Source organism: Paenibacillus sp. FSL E2-0177 (assembly GCF_037992975.1).
Lineage (GTDB): Bacteria > Bacillota > Bacilli > Paenibacillales > Paenibacillaceae > Paenibacillus_AQ > Paenibacillus_AQ odorifer.
Genome location: NZ_CP150307.1, coordinates 5024244 through 5047496 on the forward strand (window position 1 = coordinate 5024244; position 23253 = coordinate 5047496).

The window sequence follows — 23253 nt, forward strand, 5'->3', positions numbered from 1 at the left end:
GTGCATTTATATTCCTTTCATGTGCATGTTTACGATCCGTGACTAAATTAGTCGATCCGCGCTTATCCCTTAACTGCTGATAATGCGACGCCACGCATAATGAACTTTTGGAAGATCAGGAAGACAAGGATCGGCGGCAACGATACGATAAATAGGATAGCGAATTTAATATTCGTATTAAGTGCCTTTACATTAATAACGTATTTATAGATTGCTGTCGCGAGCGTATATTTCTCTTCACTGTGCATAACCAGAGATGGCCAGAACCAGTCATTCCATGCAGTAGAAAAGATAAAGATCGCCAGCGTAGCAAATATCGGAACCGACAATGGCACTGCAATGGAGAAAAAGCTTCTCGGCTCAGAGGAGCCGTCAATCCGCGCGGCTTCAAAAATTTCAGGATGTATCCCATCAAAAAAGTTCTTTAAGAGTAGAAAATAGAATGTATTCGCACCCGCCGGCAGCCAAAAGGCAGCGTACTGATTCAGTAATCCAAGCTCTTTTAGATTGACAAAGTTGGGAATCATGTAGCTGGTCGCCGGAATAAACAATGTCATCAGGAAAAAGAAATAAATTGCCTTTCTGTAAGGAACATTCATACGAGAAATGCTGAAAGCAGACATTCCCAATACGACTAGTGTCACGACCATATTCCCCACAAAAATATAAATAGTGTTCTTAAGGAACATCAGCAGATCAATGTAGTTCATCGCTTCTTTAAGGTTGCTGAAGTGCCATTCCTGCGGGAAAAAATGCGGTGGGAATGAGTTCACCTCTTGATTCGATTTCAGTCCGTTAAATAACGTCATACAGATCGGATACAGCATGCTAAACACCATAATCAAAATAACCACGCACATCAAGCCATAAACGATCTTATTGCTTGTTTTTTTCAAATCATGTTCTGAGAGAATCCCTCTATCTGCGCTCTTCATCTTAGTTGTCCTCCTTGTTAAGCTTGAACTGTAAAATGCCCAAACCACCTAGGACTATGAACATTAGCATGCCAAGCGCAGTCGCTGTTCCATAATCGAGTCGCGTAAAAGCATATTTTACGATCAGCAGCGCATAGGTAAGCGTAGTATTATTCGGTCCACCATCAAGCAGCGCCATTTGTGACTGATACCCTTGTGAAGTCCCGATAATCTGTAATATAAACATCAAAATGATCAAATTACGTAGCGAAGGCAATGTGATGTACTTTATACGTGCCCACACACCCGCCCCATCAATCTCAGCTGCTTCATACCAATCCCGCGGAATGCTGAGTACAGCAGCCAAGTATATTAACATCCCTGATCCAAACTGCTGCCACGTCTCCATAAAAACAAGGGAAATCATCGACCACCTTGTATCTGTCAGGAAGGCAACCTGGTCCACACCAAGCGAGCTTAATACTGCATTGATTGGGCCCACAGGATCATAAAGCCATCTCCAGAGTCCATATAGCACCACACCAGGCATTACAAAAGGTAGGTAAGCCGCTACCCGTACAAAGCCCCCGAACCTTCTCAGCTCCGAGATCATAATAGCAAAAGCAATCGGAACCCAGAACCCGATAATAAGACATAGAAGCATGTAATACCCTGTATTTTTTAACGCGGTCAAAACATCCGGATCACTAAGGGCTCTAGCATAGTTCTCAAAACCAACAAAGCTATTCCCTTTTACAAAATCAACATGGTAGAAGCTGTACAACAAGCCTTTAAAAATTGGCACCCACAAGAACATTACAAAAATAATCACAGCAGGTACGAGGAACATATATCCCCAAAAGTTTTTCTTCCAGCGGTTTTGCTTGTAAGGTGTACCCTTCAGCGCCGGCGGATTTTCGGATACAACTGCGGTTTGATTCATCAGGCTCCCTCATTCCATTTTTCTTTCAGCATTTTTCGCAAAATGCTTCCTACCTTAAATTGTAGAAAATGAGGGTTGTACTGAACATGTCTAAATCTACCGAAGTAGTATGTGTTTTTACTTCTTCAATTCACTGGGGCTAATCCCATAATATTTTTTGAAAATTTTACTAAAATGCTCCGGTGATTCATAACCTACACGCTCGGCGATTTCGTATCTGCGAAGATCTGTGTTCAAAATCATCTCCCGGCTTTCTTCCATCCGCAGCTTAATTACATATTCCCACAGGTTGTAACCTGTATTTTTCTTAAACAGATAGCTCAAATAATTGGGGCTGACATGGTTTTTCTTAGCCACTTCATGGATGGTTAATCCTTTTTGCGCATAGTTCTCATCAATATACTCTCTCGCTTTCTCTACAATCAGATTGCTGCGTGTATGAAGCTCTTCTACTGAAGGATCGGTTGTGTAGCTGTTCCAATTAAAATCCCCGTAGTAAAACACATAATGATCATTGTGTTCATTATTCCAGAGAATGGCTTTGGAGGCTTGACGGTTCAATACAGCCATAAAAGAAAGACCCTTGAGAATCTGGCTGATGCCGATAACTGCATTTAAGTGCAGATATTTTTGAATATTAAAATGAAGACTACGGCCAAGGATATCTAGCCTATTAATTTGGCTGGCAGACGAATCTTCATAGCTTTTTTCATCCCACTGAATAATGATCGTAATCTCTTCATCCTCTGCGTAAAAGGCTGTCGAGTTCCACTCCTGATCCATCAGCTCTTTGGCGATATTCAGCGCGGCATAACAAAGAAGCCGTCTGTCCCGCAGGGTGTAGTGCTTCTCCTGATTCATTCCAGCCAGAGGTACCTTGATTTTTAAGACGGAAAAATACGGCCCTTGCAGCTTCAGGTTATCCAGCTTTTGCAAGCGTTCTGCATCACACAGTACACCTTCAGGCTCAATGAGCAGCTCATTCAATAACTTGCTGTATTCCGGAAGCGGCTCTTCCAGCCGAAAGCTTTCGTTAATTCCTGACATGAAAATATCCAATTCTGGTGATGGTTTCCCCATCTTAAGCAGCACATTTCGCACCGAATCCAGAAATTGCTCACTGTTCAAAGGTTTGATCAAATAATCCTTCGCTCCAAGCCTAACGGCCATTTGCGCATATTGAAACGTCTCGTGTGCAGAAATCACGATGGTCTGTACCCAGGGTTTGGCCAATTTTGCATGCTGCATTAGATCAATCCCGCTCATTGCGCCCATCTGAATATCAGTAACGAGCAGGTCTATTTCCTCCATCCGAATACAGTCCAGCGCTTCAAAACCACTGTTTGCTGTATAAATATGGTCTATGTTTAACCCCGAAGAAGCTAATAAATTGCTCAGCCCTTTACAAATCAATGGTTCGTCATCCACAACTAATATATTGAACATATCTGTATGCTCCCCTTCCTTAGTCCTGATTCTCTGATTTCGGAAGCTTAACCGTCACCAATGTACCGCCCTCTTTACGAGGGGTATAGCTGATGCCATAATCAGAGCCGAAGTGTAAATGAATACGCTGGTTAATGTTGCGAATCCCGTAACCGCTGGCCGGATTTGGACTGTCGTCATTCAGCACAGCTTCGATGGCCTGGTAATCAACAGTCTTATAGCCATTATCTTCAATCGAGATCTCGACGGTATCGTCCACACAAACTGCGCTAATGATGATTTCCCCATCCTCGCCCATATTTTTGACACCATGAATAATAGCATTCTCAATTAACGGCTGCAGGGTAATTTTAGGAATTAGATTTCTTTTCGTATCTGGATGAATCTCCATTACTACACGAAATATATAATCATACCGGTGCTGCTGCAGCTTGATGTAGGCTGTTGCATGCTCCAGCTCTTCTTCAAGGCTAATCAGCTCCCTTCCCCGACTGAGGCTAATCTTCATAAGCTTGGATAATTCCTTGATCATCTCGGCGGATTCAACGTTACCTTCCAGCGAGCTTTTCCAGTAAATACTCTCCAAAGTGTTGTAGAGCAAATGCGGATTGATCTGCTGATAGAGCAGTTGAAGCTGTGATTCCTTCTGTTTTAGCTCCATCTGGTATTTATAAGTAATTAGTCCATTTAGCCTGCGGGCCATGTCATAGGTAGATCCAATCAGCACACTGACCTCATCGTTACTCCCTCTTTTTGGCGTCTCAGGGACACGATTGCCTGGCTCAAACTTCCGGACGAAAAAAGCTAACTTTTGCAAAGGCGTCATTAATGAACGCCAGAAATAAGTAATCATGATTAATCCAAAAACAGCATAGGCCACAGTTATGTATTGAATCACACTTTTCATTTCGTTTTGTTGCTGCAGCAGCGCTTTTACGGCGATTTTGTAGACTAGCTTCTGTCCTAAGGCATGGTTATTATTGACCACATAAATAAAATCCGAGGTAATAACATCCACGGTTCCTTCCAAATCCTCAGCAACGACCGTCTCCGGCAGCGTAATGATCTCACCAGTATTATTCGTAGTAGAAGCGAGTACACGATTATCCAGATCTGTTAAGTAAATATCACCATCAGGCAACGATATGGATTTGAGGGATTCTCCGATTTTTGCGTCCATTTTGGTAATGACTAAAACCCCAATGGTCTCAGCTTTTCTGGAGATGTTATTGACAGCTCTCATGTAGGTAAGTGTCTTCAAGTTTTCTGCTTGTGCACTTAGCTTCCCTGTAAATTTTAGAGATCCGCGACCCTTTTTCTGGACAACCTCCTCGAACCAATAGGGCTCTTCCGCTTTGGAAAAGAAATATACCCCCGCCTTCTTAACCTGCGGGAAATTGGGTGCAAAAAAATAATAATCCTCGGGATCGTATATATAAAGGGAATAATAGATGCCGTCCCCACGCTCCGCTCCCTGCGAGTAACTGACCAACAGCTTCTCTATCGTCTCATAACGTTTAACCCGCTCCAGAATGGTATCCGAGCCCGTCATATTAATCTGTTGAATCAGAGGGTTTTGAATTACAGTGGTAGTAATTTTATTTACGGTATCGATATCTCGGTTAATGATGGTGAAGTTTTGCTTGTTCAGCTCTACATAAGCATTCGTCACATGGCGCTTCAGAATTTGCTCAGCCTTCATATTCCCGTAAATGTTCAAAAACAGAATGGGCGAGATCATAATCAGAAACAGCAGGATAAGCTGTTGTTTGACGTTTAGCTTCAAAATCGGCCTAATCAGCCTAGACAACATCGAGATACACCTCCGGGTTCAATAACTATATCAAAGTGATAAACGCTTACATATGTTTATTTTAAAGTTTTTTATGTTCATTTGTATGTAGTTTTTTCTGTTGGGCGGATAAAAAGAGCACGATGATATGTTCGCCACTACGTGGAGCGTTTGGGCTTACGATCGCTGTTATCCTCAGATTTCCTGATTTTATACCGTTGAGCGGTAGAAATCCGAGGATAAAGGCGACCACTGGCGTTTCTCCAGCTCCAAACCTCCACTTCGCAACTCCATCAACGGAACTCTTAAAAACCGCAAACAGAAAAAGTGGGAGGCGACGTAAAGGACACTGCGTGGGGCTAGGAGGAATGCTCCCACAATGAAGAAGCGCCATGTATCTCCTTGAACACTTGAACACTCAAGTACTTCAATACATGAATGTACTTTGTCTGTTGGGCGTCTGGATTGCTTGATGTGCGATGGTGGTGCTTATTGTGCGTTGGATTGCTTGATGTGCGATGGTTGCGTTGTAGGGCGTTGTGGGCGTTGGGTTTCTTGATGTGCGACTTACTACTTATTCGGCATTTTGCATTCCCACACACACTCTTTTCACGATGAGCGATCGGACTCAGATGCAGCTATTGGGCTGATTTTTGGCTTTTACAGGGAGGTTCGGACTCCAGAGGCGTTATTCGTTCCAAACATGCGCGATACGAGGGCTTTTCGAGCCAATAGCGACTATGGGGTCCGATAGGATAACAAATGAGCCGGATTTTGGCTAATAGCGACTATGCGGTCCGATACACTGTCCGAGCTTTTGACTAACTTTCTGAATTACTTAATATGCGGCTAATAGCGACTTGGGGTCCGATCACCGCCTGAGCTTGAGACTAACCTTCTGAATTATTTACTGTGCGACTTACTACTTATTCGGCGTTTTGCATTCCCACACACACTCTTTTCACGATGAGCGATCGGACTCAGATGCAGCTATTTGAACAAATTCCTGCTTTTACGGGGAGTTACGGACCCCAGAGGCATTATTCGTTCCAAACGTGTGCGATATGAAGGATTTTCGCGCCAATAGCGACTATGCGGTCCGATAGGTTCGCAAATGAGCCGATTTATGGCTAATAGCGACTATGAGGTCCGATGGACAGTCTGGGCCAGCTAAATACAGAGACTTTGCACAAAAAAAGACCGCCCCCAAAGTCATCCGCTACTTTGGAGTCGGTCCCATGTTCATTTAGAGCTTTAGTCTGTCAGCAGCTCATACAACCCTTTAACGACCAGATCAGCTTCCTTCAGCACCTCAGGTTTGCCGATACCTACAACCTTCATCCCAGCAGCTTTACCTGCTTGAACGCCTGCCTCAGCATCTTCAAACACAACACATTCATCCGGCTGCAAGCCTATCTCCTGAGCCGCGATCAGGAACACCTCTGGGTCTGGTTTGGCTAGTGACACTTTGTTGCCGTCAACAACTGCATCAAATAAGTCTGTAATGTTCAGCTTATTCAAAATAAACTCAGCGTTCTTACTGGCTGAACCTAACGCAATGCCAATCCCACGTGATCTCAATCCTGTTAGGTATTCTTTCACTCCAGGCAGCAGCTCCGATTCCTCGAGTCGAGAAATGTATTCTACGTACAGGCGGTTTTTCTTCTCCGCCATTGCCAGCTTCTCTGCTTCCTTAAATTCCAGGCCACCCACTTCCAGCAGGATATCAAGTGATCTCATCCGGCTCACACCTTTAAGCCGTTCGTTATCCTCCTCCGTGAATTTAAAGCCAAGCTCATCTGCAAGGCTCGCCCACGCCAAATAATGATATTTGGCTGTATCTACGATCACGCCATCCAGATCAAAGATGGCGCCTTTCATATTTTCCAACATTGATTTGCTTCCTCTCCGTTGTGTATTAATATTTATAATCCCGTTTCGTCAAAGGCCAGTCGAAGGATCTCACCTGCAGAGCAGGACTTGCCTTCTCCGCCTTGCACCGAGAATACCAAGTCTCCACTGTAATCAGCAGTTGTGATCACAGTGACTTCATCCTTACTAATCCGCAGTTGGATGGTATCGCCGCGCAGGGTAACCGGAAGCTGAACGGACTGCCAATGTTTCGGCAGAGATGGATTGATGTGCACAACCCCTCCATCGTAGTCCAACCCAGCGAAGCCAAGAACCGCAGCCATCCAAGCACCACCATTCGCAGCCGGATGAGTCCCTCCGATGTAGAGATCCCCTACATATTGCTTAGATTCGCCGGTGAGATCGACGGTAGCCGTACGCATAAAATACGGATAGCCCCAATCCGGTGAACCAATATCAGCAGCTACCAAAGCGTAGATACAAGGGCTTAAGCTTGATCCGTGTTCCGTACGCGGTTCGTAAAATTCCCAGTTCGCTTGTTTCACTTCCTTGCTAAAGGAGTGCTTGAACAAATTCAGCAACAACACAACGTCTGCTTGTTTAAGTATGGTTGTGGTGGTAGCTAAGCCATTGCCGCCGCCAAAATACTCATTTTTATTAAGTACACGTGATTTCAGTTCTGTTAATTCTACATCCTCCAAGGTGAGGTACCGGTCGAATTGTTCAATAACAAGACTGGCAGGATCAGGCTGTGGAACATAAAAGCTATCCAGCATCGTTTTGAACTCCTCTAGGAATGGCCCTGAGCTAAACTGAGCGGACAATTGACTGTAATCCTCAGGATACTTCTCTTGCAGCAAGGCTGCCGTACGCAAGGCAATCTCAAGCGTCTCTTTAACCAGTGCATTCGTAAAAGCATTATTGTTCACACGCTCATGATATTCATCCGGACCTGTAACATCCAGAATCTCAAACCGCTGTTTAACCGAATTATAGTAAGCGTAAGAGTAGAAAAAGCGAGCGCATTCCCAGATCACCTCTGCTCCTCCACTAGTTAGCAGACTTTCATCCCCTGTGAATTGAACATATTTCCAGATCCCATGCACAACGTCACCACTGATATGGACCTGCTTATCGCGGAAATAGGTGCGCATCGGCCGGCCTGTAAATACATCATTCACATTAAACAAAGTACAGGCATCGTCTCCCGTATCCTGACTTTCCCAAGCATAAAATGCGCCCAAAAATCCATATTCCGCTGCCTTACGGCGAGCACCATCCAATGTATGAATCCGGTACATCATCAAGTTCCGCGCTACCTTAGGATCACTGTGCAGGAAAAACGGCAACATAAACATTTCCGTATCCCAAAATACAGCTCCCTTATATACCTGACCCGATAATCCCCGGGCTGGAATAGACACCTTCTCCGAAACTGTAGGCGCAATGATTAACAGCTGATAGATACTATATCTCAAGGCAAATTGGGCAGCTTCATCACCTTCGATGATTACATCACTGTGTGACCATCTCTCATCCCATATCAGACGGTGAGACTTAAATAACGCCTCATAACCCAGCGCCTCAGCAGCATGGACAGATTTAACAGCTTCCGTCTCCGGCTGATCAGCATCAAGTCCAGTATAGACTGCTACATACTTAAACCATTCATACGTCTCACCCGCACGGGCATCAAAAGAAATCCGGCGAACAGCAGCACCATCTTCCAGTAGCTCCTCACCAAAACTGAATACCGCCCTCTCCGCCACAACCACCGGAATCTTCAATTCTCCGCTAACCGATGAAGAGATCAGCACCTCGTCCTTCAATTGCACCGTTTGTCCGTAGAGATGAGGTCCATTGATATCCCACACATCTACGTCAATTCCCGTCTCAATGGCTACTCGGCAGTCTTGTGTGCTGCGAATAGAGTATTTACTAACGAGCAAGTGAAGATTATCCTGGCTTACGAAACGATCTGCGGTAAACGTCAACGTCCCTCCGTCAGATACAGCAAATTCAGTGCTCCGATGATGAATGGCATTTCGGATATTCAGCTCCTGAGTATGAGCGACCGGTTCACGGTCAAGCACACTTAAGAGCTGATCATTACAGAAAATTTTGGTCAACAATCCATTAGGGGCATTAACGGGTTCTCTCCATTTGTCTCCTGCTCTGTCATATAGACCTGCGAGGGTGACAGCTACTAGCTCGGTTTTGCTGAATTCCTCCAGTGTGCCACGATATCCCATGTAGCCATTGCCTAGCATATATTTGTTACCGTTTGTCGTCACCAGCTGTTTATCAAAACAACTATCCTTTACGGTCCAATTCATCCTGCCAGCATCCCTTCGCCTAGCGGAAGCGTCTTCCCGGAAGCATCCACTGTAATCGACTGTCCGTACACTATAATTTCGGTACTTCCACCATTAACCGCAGTGATTGTTACTGAATTTTTGTCGACCACAATTCTCAGAAGCACTCCTTCATACAACACTTGGAAGCTATATTCATCCCAGCGTTCTGGCAGGGTTGGCTGAAAGGACAGACGCGCTCCATCCGAACGCATTCCGCCAAAGCCGTAAACAATATTCATCCAAGCAGCAGCAATTGAGGTAGTATGCAGCCCTTCACGGGTATTGCGGTTATAGTTGTCTAAATCCAGTCGAGTAGCAAATTCAAAAAACGAATATGCTTCCTCGGGTTTGCCAATTTCACTTGCCAAAATGGAGTGGATCGAAGGTGACAGCGAAGACTCATGAATACATCTAGGCTCGTAGTATTCATAGTTCGCCAGCTTCGCTTCTTTAGAGAATTGTCCGCTGTACAAGAACATAAACATAAGTACATCCGGCTGCTTAATCATGTCATAGCGATACAAACGATCATATGACCAGTTCGAATATAATGGGAATTCTGTTACCGGAATCGAATGAATATCAATATGTGGCATATCGAAGAACCCATCATGCTCTTCATAAACTCCTGTCACTTCGTCAACCGGAATCCGCATATGCTGCGCCTTATTTTCCCAATCGGTGAGTTCCTCGTCATGAAGTTCTGTTTTCTCTACCACAGCTGCAAAAGCAGCAGGAGCTTGTTCTTTCATCTCCCGAAGAGTCTCTAGGGTGTATTCAAAAGATTGTTGAGCCATCAGATTAATGTAACAGTTGTTATTGACCATCAATTGGAACTCATCAGGACCCATTACGCCAAAATAACCATATTCCCCGCTGCGTTGCCCCCATTGACCACGTGTAGCATAGAATCTGCTGATCTGAATCAGCATCTCAGCCCCTTTACTATGCAGGAAGCTTTTATCACCGGTATTTTTGACATAATGCCAAATGCCATAAGAAACAGCAGTCCCTACATGAAGCTGAAGATTAGAGTGCTGCCAGAGATCACAGCTTTCTGTTCCATCTATAGTAGCAATAGGATAGCAGGCTCCCTCACAATCCACCTCTTTAGCGCGCTGCATAGCCTGTGGCAATGTTTTATATCTGAATTCCAATAAGCTCCGGGCAGCCTTTGGATTATTGAACATATAGAACGGTAAGCAATAGGATTCTGTATCCCAAAAAGCCAACCCACGATATACTTCCCCCGTCAGCCCTTTGGCACCAATATTAAAACCGGGATGATCGCCATGATAGGTCTGATAAAGCTGGAAGATACAGAAACGAATACCCTGTTGATTCTCAGGATCGCCCTCAATTCGGATATCACTTGTCTCCCAGATGCCCTTCCAATAAGCTGTCTGATCAGCGATTATTTGAGTATCCGTCAATTGGCTTGCGGTTTCAGCAAGAGACAGACCTTTGCTCCACAGCTCTTCAGCTGTATGGGCAGAATCACTATCCGAATAGTTCATAACCAGTTTGGTAAAATAGGAGACTTCTCCTTTCGTAAGGTCCAGGGTGAAATTTTGACCAACAAACTTATCACTCTCGACAGCAGTAAGCTGCAACGGCTGCGAGGATTGTAAGGTAAAGCTTGAGAACAGCTTGTTCCCAGTATTCACGGTACTCGCCATAATAGCAGAGGACGCTCCACTTACTCCGCTGCGGAGACTGTTCCACATACATTCGCCGCGTTCTTCATGAATAATGCCGAAATCAAGACCTGCACAAATGTCCACGCTCCCCGAGAAATTAAGGGGTTCAAATTCCACCCGCTGCAACCCCAAATGAGACATAGTCATGCTGACCAGACGTGTAAAGACTACTTTTAGCGACTTGCCATCGTTTAGATGCCAGACTAGCTCTCTCCGATACGTACCCTTACGAAGATCCAACCTACGCACATAATCCGTTACGTTACTTTTTGCTAAATCAAGCTGTTCACCATCTACAGATAGACGTGTATACAGCCAGTCCACCGCATTCACCATATATCTCAGCGAGCGAATAATCCCTTTGTAGTGATTGCCAATATCCAATTGTTCATTTAATCCATTAAAATAACTTCCTTGCAGGGTGTCACCTGAATACCCTTCCTCTGCATATCCCCGTACACCCATATATTCATTACCCAATGAAAAAATAGATTCCGAAGTCCGGTTTCGCTCTGGATCAAAGCCCTCTTCAATAATTGCCCACGGATCAACCTTAAGATATTTGTCTGCTACTTTTGCCATATATGATTTCTCCTTCTCCTGATTTTTGCTCCAATTTCAGGATATCGCTGCATAGCAGTAGAGCCAATGTCCGACCGTAATGAAGATGTGTGCATTTATACGGAGTTGAGATAAAACTAATTTCTTGAACATGAATTTCAACTGTGTTATATGTTACAATCTAACGGGGACGCAAAAAAACAGCGATTAACCCAGTATTTGAGAATAATAGATAGCCGCTGTTCATATATCATAAACGTGAGATCACTTACTCTTTTTTAGTTAAAAAGAATATTACATCGAACACTTTAGAAGTGAAATTTATCACAATGTTGAAAATTCGACACTTTTAAACGATTTTTTATAACCAATTCGAGGGATTTTCAAGGTATAATTAATTTAAAATTTACTGAAAAACTGAGGGAATAAAGGGGATGTCGATTATGCTAAAAGAACATTACAATGTTATCGAAGCCCACGGAAATACAAACTGTTTCTCCGAACAGAATTTCAACAGACTTCTAGTTACAATGAAAGAGCGCATAGTTCCAGAGGGTTCACATCTATTCTGGGAAGGCGACTACTCGGATAAATTGTTTTATATCAAACGTGGACGTGTGAAATTAACTAAATCTACTGATGAAGGTAAAGAACTCATTCTTTATATGTATCAAGCTGGTGATATGGTAGGTCAAGCAGATCCATTCTTCAGCACTAAGCATAGCTTTACAGCCGAAGTGATTGAAGAAAGTGAAGTTGGCGTCATCGAACAAAAGGATCTAGAAATTCTCATCTGCCAACATTGTGACTTTGCTATCGACTTTATGAAATGGATGGGTATTCATCACCGTCTCACCCAAACTAAATTCCGTGATCTAATGATGTACGGCAAACCAGGTGCACTCTGCTCCACGCTCATTCGTCTTGGCAACACCTACGGTGAGAAGAGCAGCGACGGTGAGAATATCCTTATCAACAAAAAAATTACGCATACAGATTTGTCCAACATGATCGGTGCCACTCGTGAAAGTGTTAACCGGATGCTGAGCGACCTGCGTAAAAAAGATGCTGTTGAGTATGAGAACGGTATGATTGTCATCAAGGACCTTGGCATGCTGCAAGAAATTTGCCACTGCGAATTGTGTCCGAACGAAATCTGCCGGATCTAATTCCGTTATAATATACCCTCTATTCACCTCAATGAAACATACATGACCCAATTATTCTGCATCATATAAAATAGAGTGGTCCAAGGCGCCTAATGCAGGTGTCTTTTTTTTATATTCAACAAAAAAAGAGCTAAACCCAAGATCGGTTCAGCTCTAATATAGTTTATAGTTAATTAAAAATGGATCTTAACGGTTGTTGCGAGCACCACGCACTGGTGAGATCACCCAATAGGCCATACCGACGAATACGCCTCCACCAATGATATTCCCCAAAGTTACAGGGATCATATTATGCAGCCATCCAGCTATCGTAATGGTTTCCGGATGATTTGGAAGCAACACAGCAACACTAAGCAGAGTCATATTAGCCACACTATGCTCATATCCACTTGCGATAAAGGCAAACAGACACCACCAGATTAAGATTAGCTTAGCAGATTCACTTTTAGCGCGTGAGGACATCCATAGCGCTAAACAGACCAGCCAGTTACATAGGATCCCACGAAAAAACAGCTCAGAGAACGGGAGACTCATTTTTTTAGCAGCGGCTGTAAAAATCAAATGCTCCGGCGGCGCAGCACTAAACAACCCAGTCCCACGAATTAAAAGTGCTAAAATCACTGCACCTACCACATTCCCGATGAATACAAGAATCCAGTTCTTAACGGTATCCCAGATACTGGTTCTGCCTGCCAGTGTACTTACAGTAAAAAACATATTATTCCCGGTAAACAGCTCTGAGCCTGCAAATACTACAAGCGTCAGGGCGATGCCGAAGGATGTGCCCATAATAAGCGGTTGGAAAGGAGATTTGGCAGCCGCTAGCGGTGCTCCTAGGGAGAAAATAAGGATAATCCCAATGCCTACATAAGCACCTGCCAATAGGGCTGCTAGAAAATATCTTGGCATGCTTTCATTCATTTTGTCCCGCTTACTGACTGCCGTCTCTACGATGCTCTCCACACTTTGCGTAAACATAATACTCCACCCCACCGTTTTCTATTAAATCTATTACTACACTCTTCGGTGTCTACACGCTCACTGTAACTTTCTCTCCGTCCAGTGTGACTGGATAAGTCACCACACTACCTTGGTCTGGTGCCTGCACCTCACCCGTGCGCAGATCGATTTTCCAATCGTACAGTGGATCGTACAGATAGTGACCTGACACGATCCCTTCAGCAAGCGGTCCCCCCTTAGGATGAGGACTGCGATTCTCTACTGCATAGATGGCTCCGTCAGAGGCACGGAACACAGCCAGTTCAATATTTCCAGCAATCACTACGCGGCCAATTTGCAGCAGGAAATCCTGTACTGATCCTATTGCATACGTTTGTGTGGTCTTATTCATTGGTCTCTCCCCTTCTGTGTGTGTTATATCCGCTAGACTCTTGTTTCTTCAAAAAGCGCAGTACGAGTGCTGCTGTCATTGAGCATTTTTTTCCAAGGATCCGTAACCTGAGTCAGAGCAAAGTCAATCCGTGCGGCCAGCTCTTTGCGGTTATCTTCATTATTCAAAATGACCATTTGAATCTGCTCAAGTCCCATACGCTCAACCCACTCGGAGGTTCTCTCCAAATAATTGCCGGTCTCACGGTAATATTGCATCACAGCGGAGCACACTTCGATCAACTCTTCATCGGTCTTTATTTTGCAGAAGGAGTCAGCGATCCGTGGCTTGATCCCACCGTTACCACCGATAAACACTTCCCAACCGCCATCATTACCGACGATGCCAATATCCTTCGTACAGGATTCCGCACAGTTACGCGGGCAGCCGTTGACAGCTATTTTAAACTTGGCAGGAAAATCAAGACGTTCATACTTACGTTCTATGAGCGCGCCCATTCCCAGCGAATCCTGTGTGCCGAAACGGCAGAACTGTGAACCCACACAAGTCTTAACGGTACGTAGCGACTTGGCATAACCATAACCTGATGGCATATCGAGCTCTTCCCATACTTTCGGCAGATCCTCTTTTTTCACCCCGATTAGATCCAGGCGTTGCCCACCAGTCACCTTCACAACTTTCACATCATATTTAAGGGAGACATCAGCGATTTTCTTCAAATCCTCCGGTGTCGTTACCCCGCCGTACATGCGTGGAATAACGGTATAGGTTCCGTCTTTCTGAATATTGGCTCCCATACGTTCATTAACAAAGCGTGATTCCTTCTCGTCTTGATGTGTATCCGGATTTATCATCCCCAGATAATAGTTAATCGCCGGACGGCATTTAGAGCAGCCTTCCTCTTGTTTCCAACCCAGTACATGCATAACCTCTTTAGTAGTACTAAGACCTTTAGCTGTAATCTCAGCAACAATCTCATCCCGGCTAAGCGTTGTGCAGCTACAAATTCCTTGCTTGGCAGACTGCTCAAAACTATCACCCAGGACAAATTGTAAAATTTGTTCTACAACCGGTTTACAACCTCCGCAAGAGCGCGTCGCTCCTGTACATGCTTTTATTTCGTCCACAGTAGTAAAACCATTTTCTAAGACCGCATCCACAATCGCTTTTTTCGTAACCCCGTTACAGCCACAAACGATTTCTTCGTCCGCCATCGCTTCTACGGATGTGCTCTTTTTGGCTCCACTTCCGCAGCAGCCCGTACCCATAACCTCTGTATAAATTTCATCGGTCATTACAGCGCCTTGTTTTACTAACTTTTGCAGGTTAGCCGACTCTGTCACATCCCCGAACAGAACTGCACCAACAATGACATTGTCTTTGAGCAGAATTTTCTTATAGGTTCGCTTCCATTCATCTTTGCTTGAGATTACAGTATGTTCAGGAGAATCCATAAACTCACCTGCAGAAAATACATCCACTCCGGAAATTTTTAATTTGGTGGAGACAACAGAACCTTCATATGGGTTTGTATCGCTTCCGCAGAGATGTTTAGCTAGAACCATCCCCTGCTCAAAGAGCGGCGCTACTAATCCGTAACAAACTCCGCGATGTTCGGCACATTCGCCAATGGAATATACATTTTGCATAGAGGTCTGCAGATAATCGTCCACTACAATCCCACGATTAACGGCAATTCCGCTTTCTTTTGCCACAGTTATATTCGGTTTGATGCCTACAGCCATAACTACAAAATCAGCCGCAAGTGAAGTGCCATCACTAAATTGTAATCCACTTACTCTCTGTTCCCCGGTCAATTCTACTGTTTGTTTGCCCATGGCAAATTTCACGCCTTGACGCTCTAGCTCAGCTTGCAACATAGAAGAGGCATTACGATCCAGCTGGCGCTCCATTAGATCTTCCATCAGATGTACTACAGTAACGTCCATGCCAAGGTTCACAAGACCCTTTGCCGCTTCCAATCCAAGTAAACCCCCGCCGATTACCGCCGCTTTGTTGTATTGTTTAGCCGCAGCCAGCATCGCATCACAATCTGCAATATCCCGGAAACCCACTACGCCTTCCTTATCACAACCAGGTACAGGTAAAATAAATGAATTCGAACCCGTTGCAATAATCACTTTATCGTAAGAAACAGCCATACCGTTATCCGCAATTACTTGCTTGGAATGCTCGTCAATTCGTGTAACTGTTGTTGCTGTATGCAAGGTAATGTTGTTATCTTCATACCAATTCCAGTCGTTTAGGATGATATCGTTGATGGTTTTGCTGCCTTCGAGAACATAGGACAACATGATCCGATTATAATTGGGATGAGGTTCGCTTCCAAAGACCGTAATGTCATAAGCTCCACCTAGCTTCAATATTTGCTCTAGCGTACCTATGCCTGCCATACCGTTGCCGACTAATACTAATTTTTCTCTCTTCGCTGCCATGGTTAGGTGCCTCCTCATTCTTATCCGTTCTTGTTGAACTTTGCTTCAACTTCTCTTCTACATAATGGAATTATACATTTCAAAATTTAAGAGAGATTGTGATTACAGTCACATTAAATGTGAATGTTTTCACATAAAAATAAGACAACTTTATTAGGTTATAACTTCCAATTAAAAAAGCCAGATCACGGATTCTGAGCAACCGTAGATCTGGCATTTATGTACTTTTTTTTAACGTATAGCCAATAAAATCTCCAATTCATCCTGCACTCTAAGCTTCATGTCCATTCCATTCTCAAGCAGCTGCTTCCCATTCACCTTCATCTTCCAAACTTCATTGCTAAGAGGAGTATAATCACCAATGGATAACACCTTTTTGTTGTCTTCGGTCAACTGCACCACACTGCTGTTCTTCAACAAACCTCTCACTGTTAAATCTTCAGTAAATCCCATAACATATGAATGATTCAAATTCACTTGCTCACTTCCACCATTCACGGTCAACAACACAATTTGAAGGGGTTCCTCTTGTTCCTTAGACATCGCCGTAATTACTAATTTTGATTCATGCCCGACTGTTCGACCCCAATCCTCAGGTCCAATGGTCTCCCCATCCATTTGCAGCTCCCAATTCATTCCTGGACCGAGTGAAATATTATTCACCGTTAGAATGCTTGTGTTATCCTCAGAAAAGGTGGCCTTCCCACTACCTTTCAGTAGGTCAAAGATCGTTATCCCTTTTCTGTAGCTCTCGCTAAGCTGCTTGTCCAAAGGGTTGGTAAGCAAGTCATTTCCCGCAACGATAAGCGAAAGCGTAGGCCCGTCTGATCCTGCTAAGCCATTATTCCCTTCATTATTAATGTCAGCAAGAGTGGAACACCCACCTATTATGAATACGATGACTAATCCTAGTAACAACCTCCACATATATTTCGTGGGCATAGTGACACCGCCTTGTCCCGCCTAATGACCACACAGCGTCTCAGGCTTGTAGTAAGTTATGCATACTGTCTATTTAAGAATAACGTAAATAAGCTTTGTTCTCAAATATAAAAAAAGTCCCCTAAGGGACTCTATGAAAACTCATTTTTTCTACTGGAATCTAGGGAACAATATATTATTCTCCAGATGAACATGTTCAAAAGTCATGCTCTCCAGCTCCTCTAGCCGGGCATAAGTCAAACGATAGGTTGTACAAGCATGAGCCGGTGGGGTGAAATCAGCTGTTATTTTGCGTATTTGTCTCAATATATCGCCTGCTGTGTCATGTTCACTCTCAAGGTCAACTAATGCCTCACGAAGTATGGTCAGCCCTTCTTCACTTGGATTGGCATCATACGCTAATAATTTTGGAAACTCGTCTTCCTCTTCTTTAGCTGTATGCTGAAGCAGATCTTCCTTGAGTGCATTAAACAAACTATATAACTCTTCTAAATGAGGGGAATCTCCGCCATGAACCCGGTATACCTTAGTTACATTTTGGCTAATCAGGGGCAGCTCTTCACGCAGGTAATGGTGATGTTTACTCACGATATGCTCGATTAACTCTGCAGAAGGTGCTGTGTTCCATGCGAGTTCTTCTTGAGGTACCGGATATTCCTCGAACAGCTTGTTGAGATCACTAATGATCATCTCTTGATCTAGTCCACGCTCTACAGCTGCTTCAGCAAGAGGTTTGGCGCCTCCACAGCAGAAATCAATCCGTTTGGACTTGAAATAATCCGCAGCTTTTGGGAATTGTAGCACAATATCTTTTACCAGGGCATCTGGAGTAAATCCAGGTTGCACCGATTGCTTATGCTGTAAATCCGAAATTCTATCATTAGGTTGTTTAGTTTCCATAATAGTTCCTCCTCGGGATATGTGATCAGGTTCTGAAAAAATCTTTTCTACCTGTTCACCTTAACCCTGAAAGGAGTTTTGACTTGTGATTGTACTCACGAAAATTGTATCTCTTTGTTGAACGAAAAAGGTCAATTATGGTGATAAATCCCCACAATTGACCTGTCCTTTGTTTACCACACGGGCATCAATAATGTTATTTGTCTTACATTTATCTATTTGATCACACCAAATCTGTATCTTCTATTGAACATAAGCCTGCATATACGTTCGCTTACCCTTTGCGTCCTTCAAATAAGGTCCTAAGCCAGCAAAGCGGGAGTGATCCATATAAACACCAGTCATCCATCTGCCTTCTGTTAGGCCTCCGTTCCATTTGAGGACAAGGTCAGGGGCGGATATCCATTCCTGATATATCTTTATATTCTGATCTTTGTACTCTTTACAAGGCTTAGACTGCTCCAGAAGACGTAGATCATTAAGGTAAGTTGGCACGAAATAAGAGGATATCGTATGCAAATCATCTTCATCAAAAAAGGGCTCATCCCCTAAAAAGGGTTTGAATAATACGGTATTCTCGTACATGGACCAAATTAGGGCTTGTAGCACCATGCTTTGGCGAATGCCATTATGGAACTTATATTGTCGTTGATTACTCGCCACATTCACTTCTTGAAGAGGTTCCGTCGACTCCAGGCAATGCCGTTCACAGCCAATACATTTCCAGCCAGAAGGACTTTGAATCCATTTTTGAAAAATAGTCCCGCTATCATTGTTGCCTTTGTAGAGTGAAGAGATAATGCTGTAAGGCACGCCAATCCACGCATCCCATAAGGAATCTGGAAGATGGCTATGCAGCATGAACAACGTCTTGTCATAGATGAGCTGTACTTTGATCGAAGCGTTCTCCAGCTCAGCAACATCCTTTTTTCCATACGTTATTTCCCGGGAAAACAGGGTGGTCTTCATCTCCCTCGCCTCCTAATAGTTTTGCTATGCCTGTACTCCAGCTGAGTAGATTTGAGCAAAAACCAATATTGCAAGCGTTTCCATGCAAGGAACATACAACGTTTTTTCTATTATATTACAGATTTTTTCGATCTGTGCAAGGTTTTTATTTAAAAATTGAAAAGCCCTCCTCCGTTCTTCAGGAAAAAGGGCCACAACACGACTTTGATTTCTACTCTACCCAGCTCTCAGCCCAAGACTGAATCTGCTGCATAACAGGCTCCAGCGCACGGCCTTTGTCTGTTAGTTCATATTCAATACGCACAGGTGTTTCCGGGTATACATGTCTAACCAGAATACCCTCACCTTCCAAATCCTTCATCCGCTCGGACAGCATCTTATCGCTCATTGAAGGAATGAGGCCGGAAATATCTTTAAACCGCTTCGGTCCACTCATCAATGTCTGAATAATAAGTCCATTCCAACGTTTGCCTAAGAAAGAGAAGGCTGTCTCAAATCTGGGACACATCGAAATTTGATGTTCTTCCATTGTTCTCACCTCTCACTAGCGAAACTTACTATTAGTTAGTATATATAATATTAACACATTTCATCCCTGATGAACATCGTTTACTAAAAAAAGTTCATCTGACATTATCATTATATCCTCGTTGTCAATCCCCTGTATGTGCTTTAGATTCCCTTTTAGAGATCGCTTCTGTCACGATTTGCGCCAAGTCATCATTTCCGAATAAGGAGAGTACGCCCAGAACTGTGTCATCAGAAATATCCCCTGCTTCCTCCGCAGAAACCGTTAGGGCAAGCGCTTTTCGCAAGGCTTCATTCCCTTCTTGCTGTGGATAAGCCTGTAAATATAAACTGTGCGGGTCGAGTCCTTGATTCACGCACCACTGGGCGAATACAAGGATCATCATCTCTTCCTCACGCTTATAGCTTTCGATGATTTGTTCCTCCACTAATTTACGGTTGTCTTCCATATTTTACTCCTTTCTTAGAGACCTCATTCAGCAAGCTGAGCTGCCAATCTATGACTAGGCAGAACTGCTGAAGCAGCAATACTGCATAACTCTGGTGTATTTATATTGTTCAGGAAATGATCTACCACTCCACCAAAACCTCTTCTATCCAGCACCGTATCCCAGCTTCCAAAGCTCTGGGTCCGTGGCAAAGCATTTTTTTCATATAGGATGGCTTGGTCCAGATCTGCCACTTCCACCGAACGTCCATTACCGTGCAGCTCCAGCTTCTCCAAATCAACACCCGCCTCACGAAGCATGCTATACATCCCCACTGAGCCTTGCTCCCAACCCAGCATTCCAGATGCCTGCACAAGTCGCCCCTCTCCATTGGATTGAAGATTACTGCGAAGCAGCTCATACTGATCTCCACATAACCATAACAGCAGATCAAGCATATGAATCAAGTCGTCATGCACAGTCTCACGGCTGCTGCCTAACTGCAGCTTCGTGCGATGTTTAATCGCGTGGCAATGGCTAATGCCTCCGGCTTCCTCGAGCCAACTCTTGGCAGTGACATACATTGGGGCAAAACGCCGATTAAAGCCCACGCCTAGCAGCAGCCCTTTATTTTCTGCCAGCTCTGCCATCCTTCTGGATTCTTCCAGATCATAGGACAGCGGCTTATCTACATACACCGAAATCCCATGTTCGAGACATTTTGTTACTATATCATAATGGGTCGTCGTTGGGCTATGCACAAATACTGCATCCAGATCCCAAGACAACAGCTCGTCCAAATTTGTCGTACCTTTAGGAAAACGGTAGGCTTTAACAGCTTGCTCTACTGTTGTGGATGAGTGACTGAGAACCCCCACTACCTCAACTTGTCCATGCTGAGAGAGCAGTGGCAAATATACTTTGCGGGCGATATTGCCAATCCCGATGATGGCGACTCTTTTGCGTGCAGAAACGATCACTGATCTAACTCCCCTCTTTATAATTCAAGAATTTATCTCTCTCTTTGTTCTCTATAAATGCTATTATACCTGCTTGGCGTTCGCCGACAATGATCTTCACTTCAATATTTACTTTTTATCCCGTATGATGAGATGAATGAGTGGAAGAAAGGGTATATTAGCTATGAGAAAATGGTTCTCGATTATTCTTTATGTTTCGGGCACAATCCTTGCGTTTATCTACAGATATGACATCCTTAGCTGGATGAAAGAGGATCATAATCTTTTCAGCTCTATAGGGATCGCAACTTTACTGGCTCTCTTTCCAGTTGTACCGTACAAAGCGGTCATCGGATTTTTTGGTTATGCATACGGAAGTTTGGCAGGTGCTTTAATTTGCTGGGTAGCTACAACCCTTGCTGCCGCATTCCTTTTTGGCGTAGTGAAGTTCTTATTTCAAGATCAAGCGAGAGCTTATCTGACTTCTATTCCCCTACTCGAAAAATTTACAAAAGGCATAGAACGGCGGCCCTTTGCTTCTATTGTCTTAGCACGTCTCTTGCCGATTATCCCGCAGACAGCAGTTAACATCTATGCCGGAGCAGCCGGGCTGCCCTTCTGGAGTTATCTTGCTGCCTCAGCTATTGGAAAAATCCCAGGCATCGCCTTGTATGCCTTCCTTGGGGATCAACTGTTCCAGAACCCTGGAAATGCGATTATAGCCATCATTGTTTATGCCATTGTGCTTATTATAGCCGGACTAAGCTTTCGTTACAGTTCACAGGAAGTAAAAAAATACTAGGTAACAGAGAGCTTATTTGGCGTAAGCTGGCAGGCTGTGGTTATTTGCTTTATAATTAGATTGTGATCTATTTAATTGCATTACATGAATGGAGGGATATTAATGAGTGAACATCAGACTAACCATATAAATTCCAAGGCGGAAAAAGCAACCTTTGCAGGTGGATGCTTCTGGTGCATGGTCTCGCCGTTCGAGGAATTGCCAGGCATTATTAGTGTCGTCTCCGGCTATACTGGCGGGCATACAGTGAATCCTACCTATGAAGAGGTATGCTCCGAAACTACAGGACATGTTGAAGCCGTACAAATTACGTTCAATCCAGAAATTTTCCCTTATAGCAAGCTGCTTGAGTTATTCTGGCAGCAAATTGACCCAACCGATGCGGGTGGACAATTCCATGATCGCGGCACCTCTTACGGAACGGCTATCTTCACCCATTCTGAAGAACAGAAGCAACAAGCAGAGGCTTCCAAGGCAGCTTTGCAAGAAAGCGGCCGATTCGCTAGCCCGATTGTTACCCCGATTCTCCCGGCAGCAACCTTCTATCCTGCCGAAGAATATCATCAGGGCTACCATCGTAAGAACCCGGGTCACTACAAACGTTACCGTAAGGGTTCCGGCCGAGAGGATTTTATCGAAACCCACTGGACACATAAAGAAGACAAACTAAGCTTAAAAGAACGTCTGACGCCACTTCAATATGAAGTCACTCAGAATAGCGCTACAGAGTCACCTTTCCGAAATGATTTTTGGGATCACCACGGAGAAGGCATTTATGTAGATATCGTATCTGGTGAAGCATTATTCAGTTCGCAGGATAAATACGATTCCGGTTGTGGCTGGCCCAGCTTTACACGTCCGATTCGCGATTACGCCGTGAAGGAAAAGACGGACCTCAGCCATTTGATGGTTCGCACAGAAGTGCGCAGCAAAGTAGCAGATTCCCATCTAGGTCATGTCTTCGACGATGGTCCAGGGGAAAACGGCCTGCGCTACTGCATTAATTCAGCGGCATTGCGGTTTATACCAAAAGAGGATCTGGAGAAAGAGGGCTATGGCGAGTATCGTGTACTCTTCCAGCCTGCCTAATCTTCGATAAAAGCGAAATACTGTACTGTCTTACAGAAAAGAAAAGCCTCCAATTCACGGTATACCATGAATTGG

At 44.1% G+C, this 23253-nt stretch carries 19 protein-coding genes; 3 read left to right on the plus strand and 16 right to left on the minus strand.

The window, feature by feature from the left end:
* Window positions 1-62: 62 nt before the first annotated feature.
* From MHI25_RS22540 to MHI25_RS22570, 7 genes are all read right to left on the minus strand, one after another.
* Window positions 63-935, minus strand: coding sequence for a carbohydrate ABC transporter permease (locus tag MHI25_RS22540; protein ID WP_036682930.1), 873 nt, complete (start codon window positions 933-935; stop codon window positions 63-65).
* A 1-nt stretch (window position 936) separates the two neighbouring features.
* Window positions 937-1857, minus strand: a complete 921-nt coding sequence (locus MHI25_RS22545; RefSeq protein ID WP_076129625.1) for a sugar ABC transporter permease — start codon at window positions 1855-1857, stop codon at window positions 937-939.
* 117 nt (window positions 1858-1974) lie between these two features.
* A complete protein-coding gene (locus tag MHI25_RS22550; RefSeq protein WP_076134518.1) occupies window positions 1975-3303 on the minus strand; it encodes a response regulator in 1329 nt (442 codons plus the stop codon).
* A gap of 19 nt (window positions 3304-3322) precedes the next feature.
* Entirely contained in the window at window positions 3323-5116 is a 1794-nt protein-coding gene (locus MHI25_RS22555) for a histidine kinase (RefSeq protein ID WP_076184180.1), read from the minus strand.
* Window positions 5117-6349: 1233 nt separating this feature from the next.
* Entirely contained in the window at window positions 6350-6988 is a 639-nt protein-coding gene (pgmB, locus tag MHI25_RS22560; RefSeq protein WP_076134520.1) for a beta-phosphoglucomutase, read from the minus strand.
* Between the two features lie 32 nt (window positions 6989-7020).
* A complete protein-coding gene (locus tag MHI25_RS22565; protein ID WP_340394346.1) occupies window positions 7021-9303 on the minus strand; it encodes a glycosyl hydrolase family 65 protein in 2283 nt (760 codons plus the stop codon).
* Window positions 9300-11606, minus strand: a complete 2307-nt coding sequence (locus MHI25_RS22570) for a glycosyl hydrolase family 65 protein (RefSeq protein WP_076307449.1) — start codon at window positions 11604-11606, stop codon at window positions 9300-9302. The genes MHI25_RS22565 and MHI25_RS22570 overlap by 4 nt, the downstream gene beginning before the upstream one ends.
* Before the next feature lie 422 nt (window positions 11607-12028).
* Here MHI25_RS22570 and MHI25_RS22575 point away from each other — a divergent pair, with 422 nt between their 5' ends.
* Window positions 12029-12754, plus strand: coding sequence for a Crp/Fnr family transcriptional regulator (locus MHI25_RS22575; RefSeq protein ID WP_036682945.1), 726 nt, complete (start codon window positions 12029-12031; stop codon window positions 12752-12754).
* 186 nt (window positions 12755-12940) lie between these two features.
* On the opposite strand, the gene MHI25_RS22580 is transcribed toward MHI25_RS22575, so the two are convergent.
* The 9 genes from MHI25_RS22580 to MHI25_RS22620 all read right to left on the minus strand — a co-directional run bounded on the left by MHI25_RS22580 (window position 12941) and on the right by MHI25_RS22620 (window position 21308).
* Window positions 12941-13732 carry a formate/nitrite transporter family protein gene (locus MHI25_RS22580; protein ID WP_076281375.1) on the minus strand — a complete coding sequence of 264 codons (792 nt, stop codon included), beginning with the start codon at window positions 13730-13732 and terminating at the stop codon, window positions 12941-12943.
* Window positions 13733-13784: 52 nt separating this feature from the next.
* On the minus strand, window positions 13785-14105 hold the full coding sequence (gene nirD, locus MHI25_RS22585) for a nitrite reductase small subunit NirD (RefSeq protein WP_076193069.1): 321 nt from the start codon (window positions 14103-14105) through the stop codon (window positions 13785-13787).
* Between the two features lie 32 nt (window positions 14106-14137).
* Entirely contained in the window at window positions 14138-16561 is a 2424-nt protein-coding gene (gene nirB, locus MHI25_RS22590) for a nitrite reductase large subunit NirB (protein ID WP_076308945.1), read from the minus strand.
* 231 nt (window positions 16562-16792) lie between these two features.
* On the minus strand, window positions 16793-17503 hold the full coding sequence (locus MHI25_RS22595) for a hypothetical protein (RefSeq protein WP_076130686.1): 711 nt from the start codon (window positions 17501-17503) through the stop codon (window positions 16793-16795).
* A 150-nt stretch (window positions 17504-17653) separates the two neighbouring features.
* Complete coding sequence (gene ric / locus MHI25_RS22600) at window positions 17654-18349, minus strand: iron-sulfur cluster repair di-iron protein (protein WP_076184247.1); 696 nt, start codon at window positions 18347-18349, stop codon at window positions 17654-17656.
* A 297-nt stretch (window positions 18350-18646) separates the two neighbouring features.
* Window positions 18647-19372: a hypothetical protein gene (locus MHI25_RS22605; protein WP_076302708.1), complete on the minus strand. Its 726-nt coding sequence runs from the start codon at window positions 19370-19372 to the stop codon at window positions 18647-18649.
* 211 nt (window positions 19373-19583) lie between these two features.
* Window positions 19584-19901 (minus strand): helix-turn-helix domain-containing protein, encoded by a 318-nt coding sequence (locus MHI25_RS22610; protein ID WP_036682958.1) that lies wholly within the window; start codon window positions 19899-19901, stop codon window positions 19584-19586.
* A gap of 124 nt (window positions 19902-20025) precedes the next feature.
* Window positions 20026-20349 (minus strand): hypothetical protein, encoded by a 324-nt coding sequence (locus MHI25_RS22615; protein WP_076184188.1) that lies wholly within the window; start codon window positions 20347-20349, stop codon window positions 20026-20028.
* 23 nt (window positions 20350-20372) lie between these two features.
* The gene (locus tag MHI25_RS22620) at window positions 20373-21308 is read right to left on the minus strand and encodes a Gfo/Idh/MocA family oxidoreductase (protein WP_076184189.1); all 936 of its coding nucleotides are present in this window, start codon (window positions 21306-21308) and stop codon (window positions 20373-20375) included.
* 163 nt (window positions 21309-21471) lie between these two features.
* Here MHI25_RS22620 and MHI25_RS22625 point away from each other — a divergent pair, with 163 nt between their 5' ends.
* Both MHI25_RS22625 and msrA read left to right on the plus strand, forming a co-directional pair.
* Window positions 21472-22089 carry a VTT domain-containing protein gene (locus tag MHI25_RS22625; RefSeq protein WP_339187977.1) on the plus strand — a complete coding sequence of 206 codons (618 nt, stop codon included), beginning with the start codon at window positions 21472-21474 and terminating at the stop codon, window positions 22087-22089.
* 102 nt (window positions 22090-22191) lie between these two features.
* Window positions 22192-23178, plus strand: a complete 987-nt coding sequence (gene msrA, locus MHI25_RS22630; protein ID WP_038572566.1) for a peptide-methionine (S)-S-oxide reductase MsrA — start codon at window positions 22192-22194, stop codon at window positions 23176-23178.
* Window positions 23179-23253 lie beyond the last annotated feature (75 nt).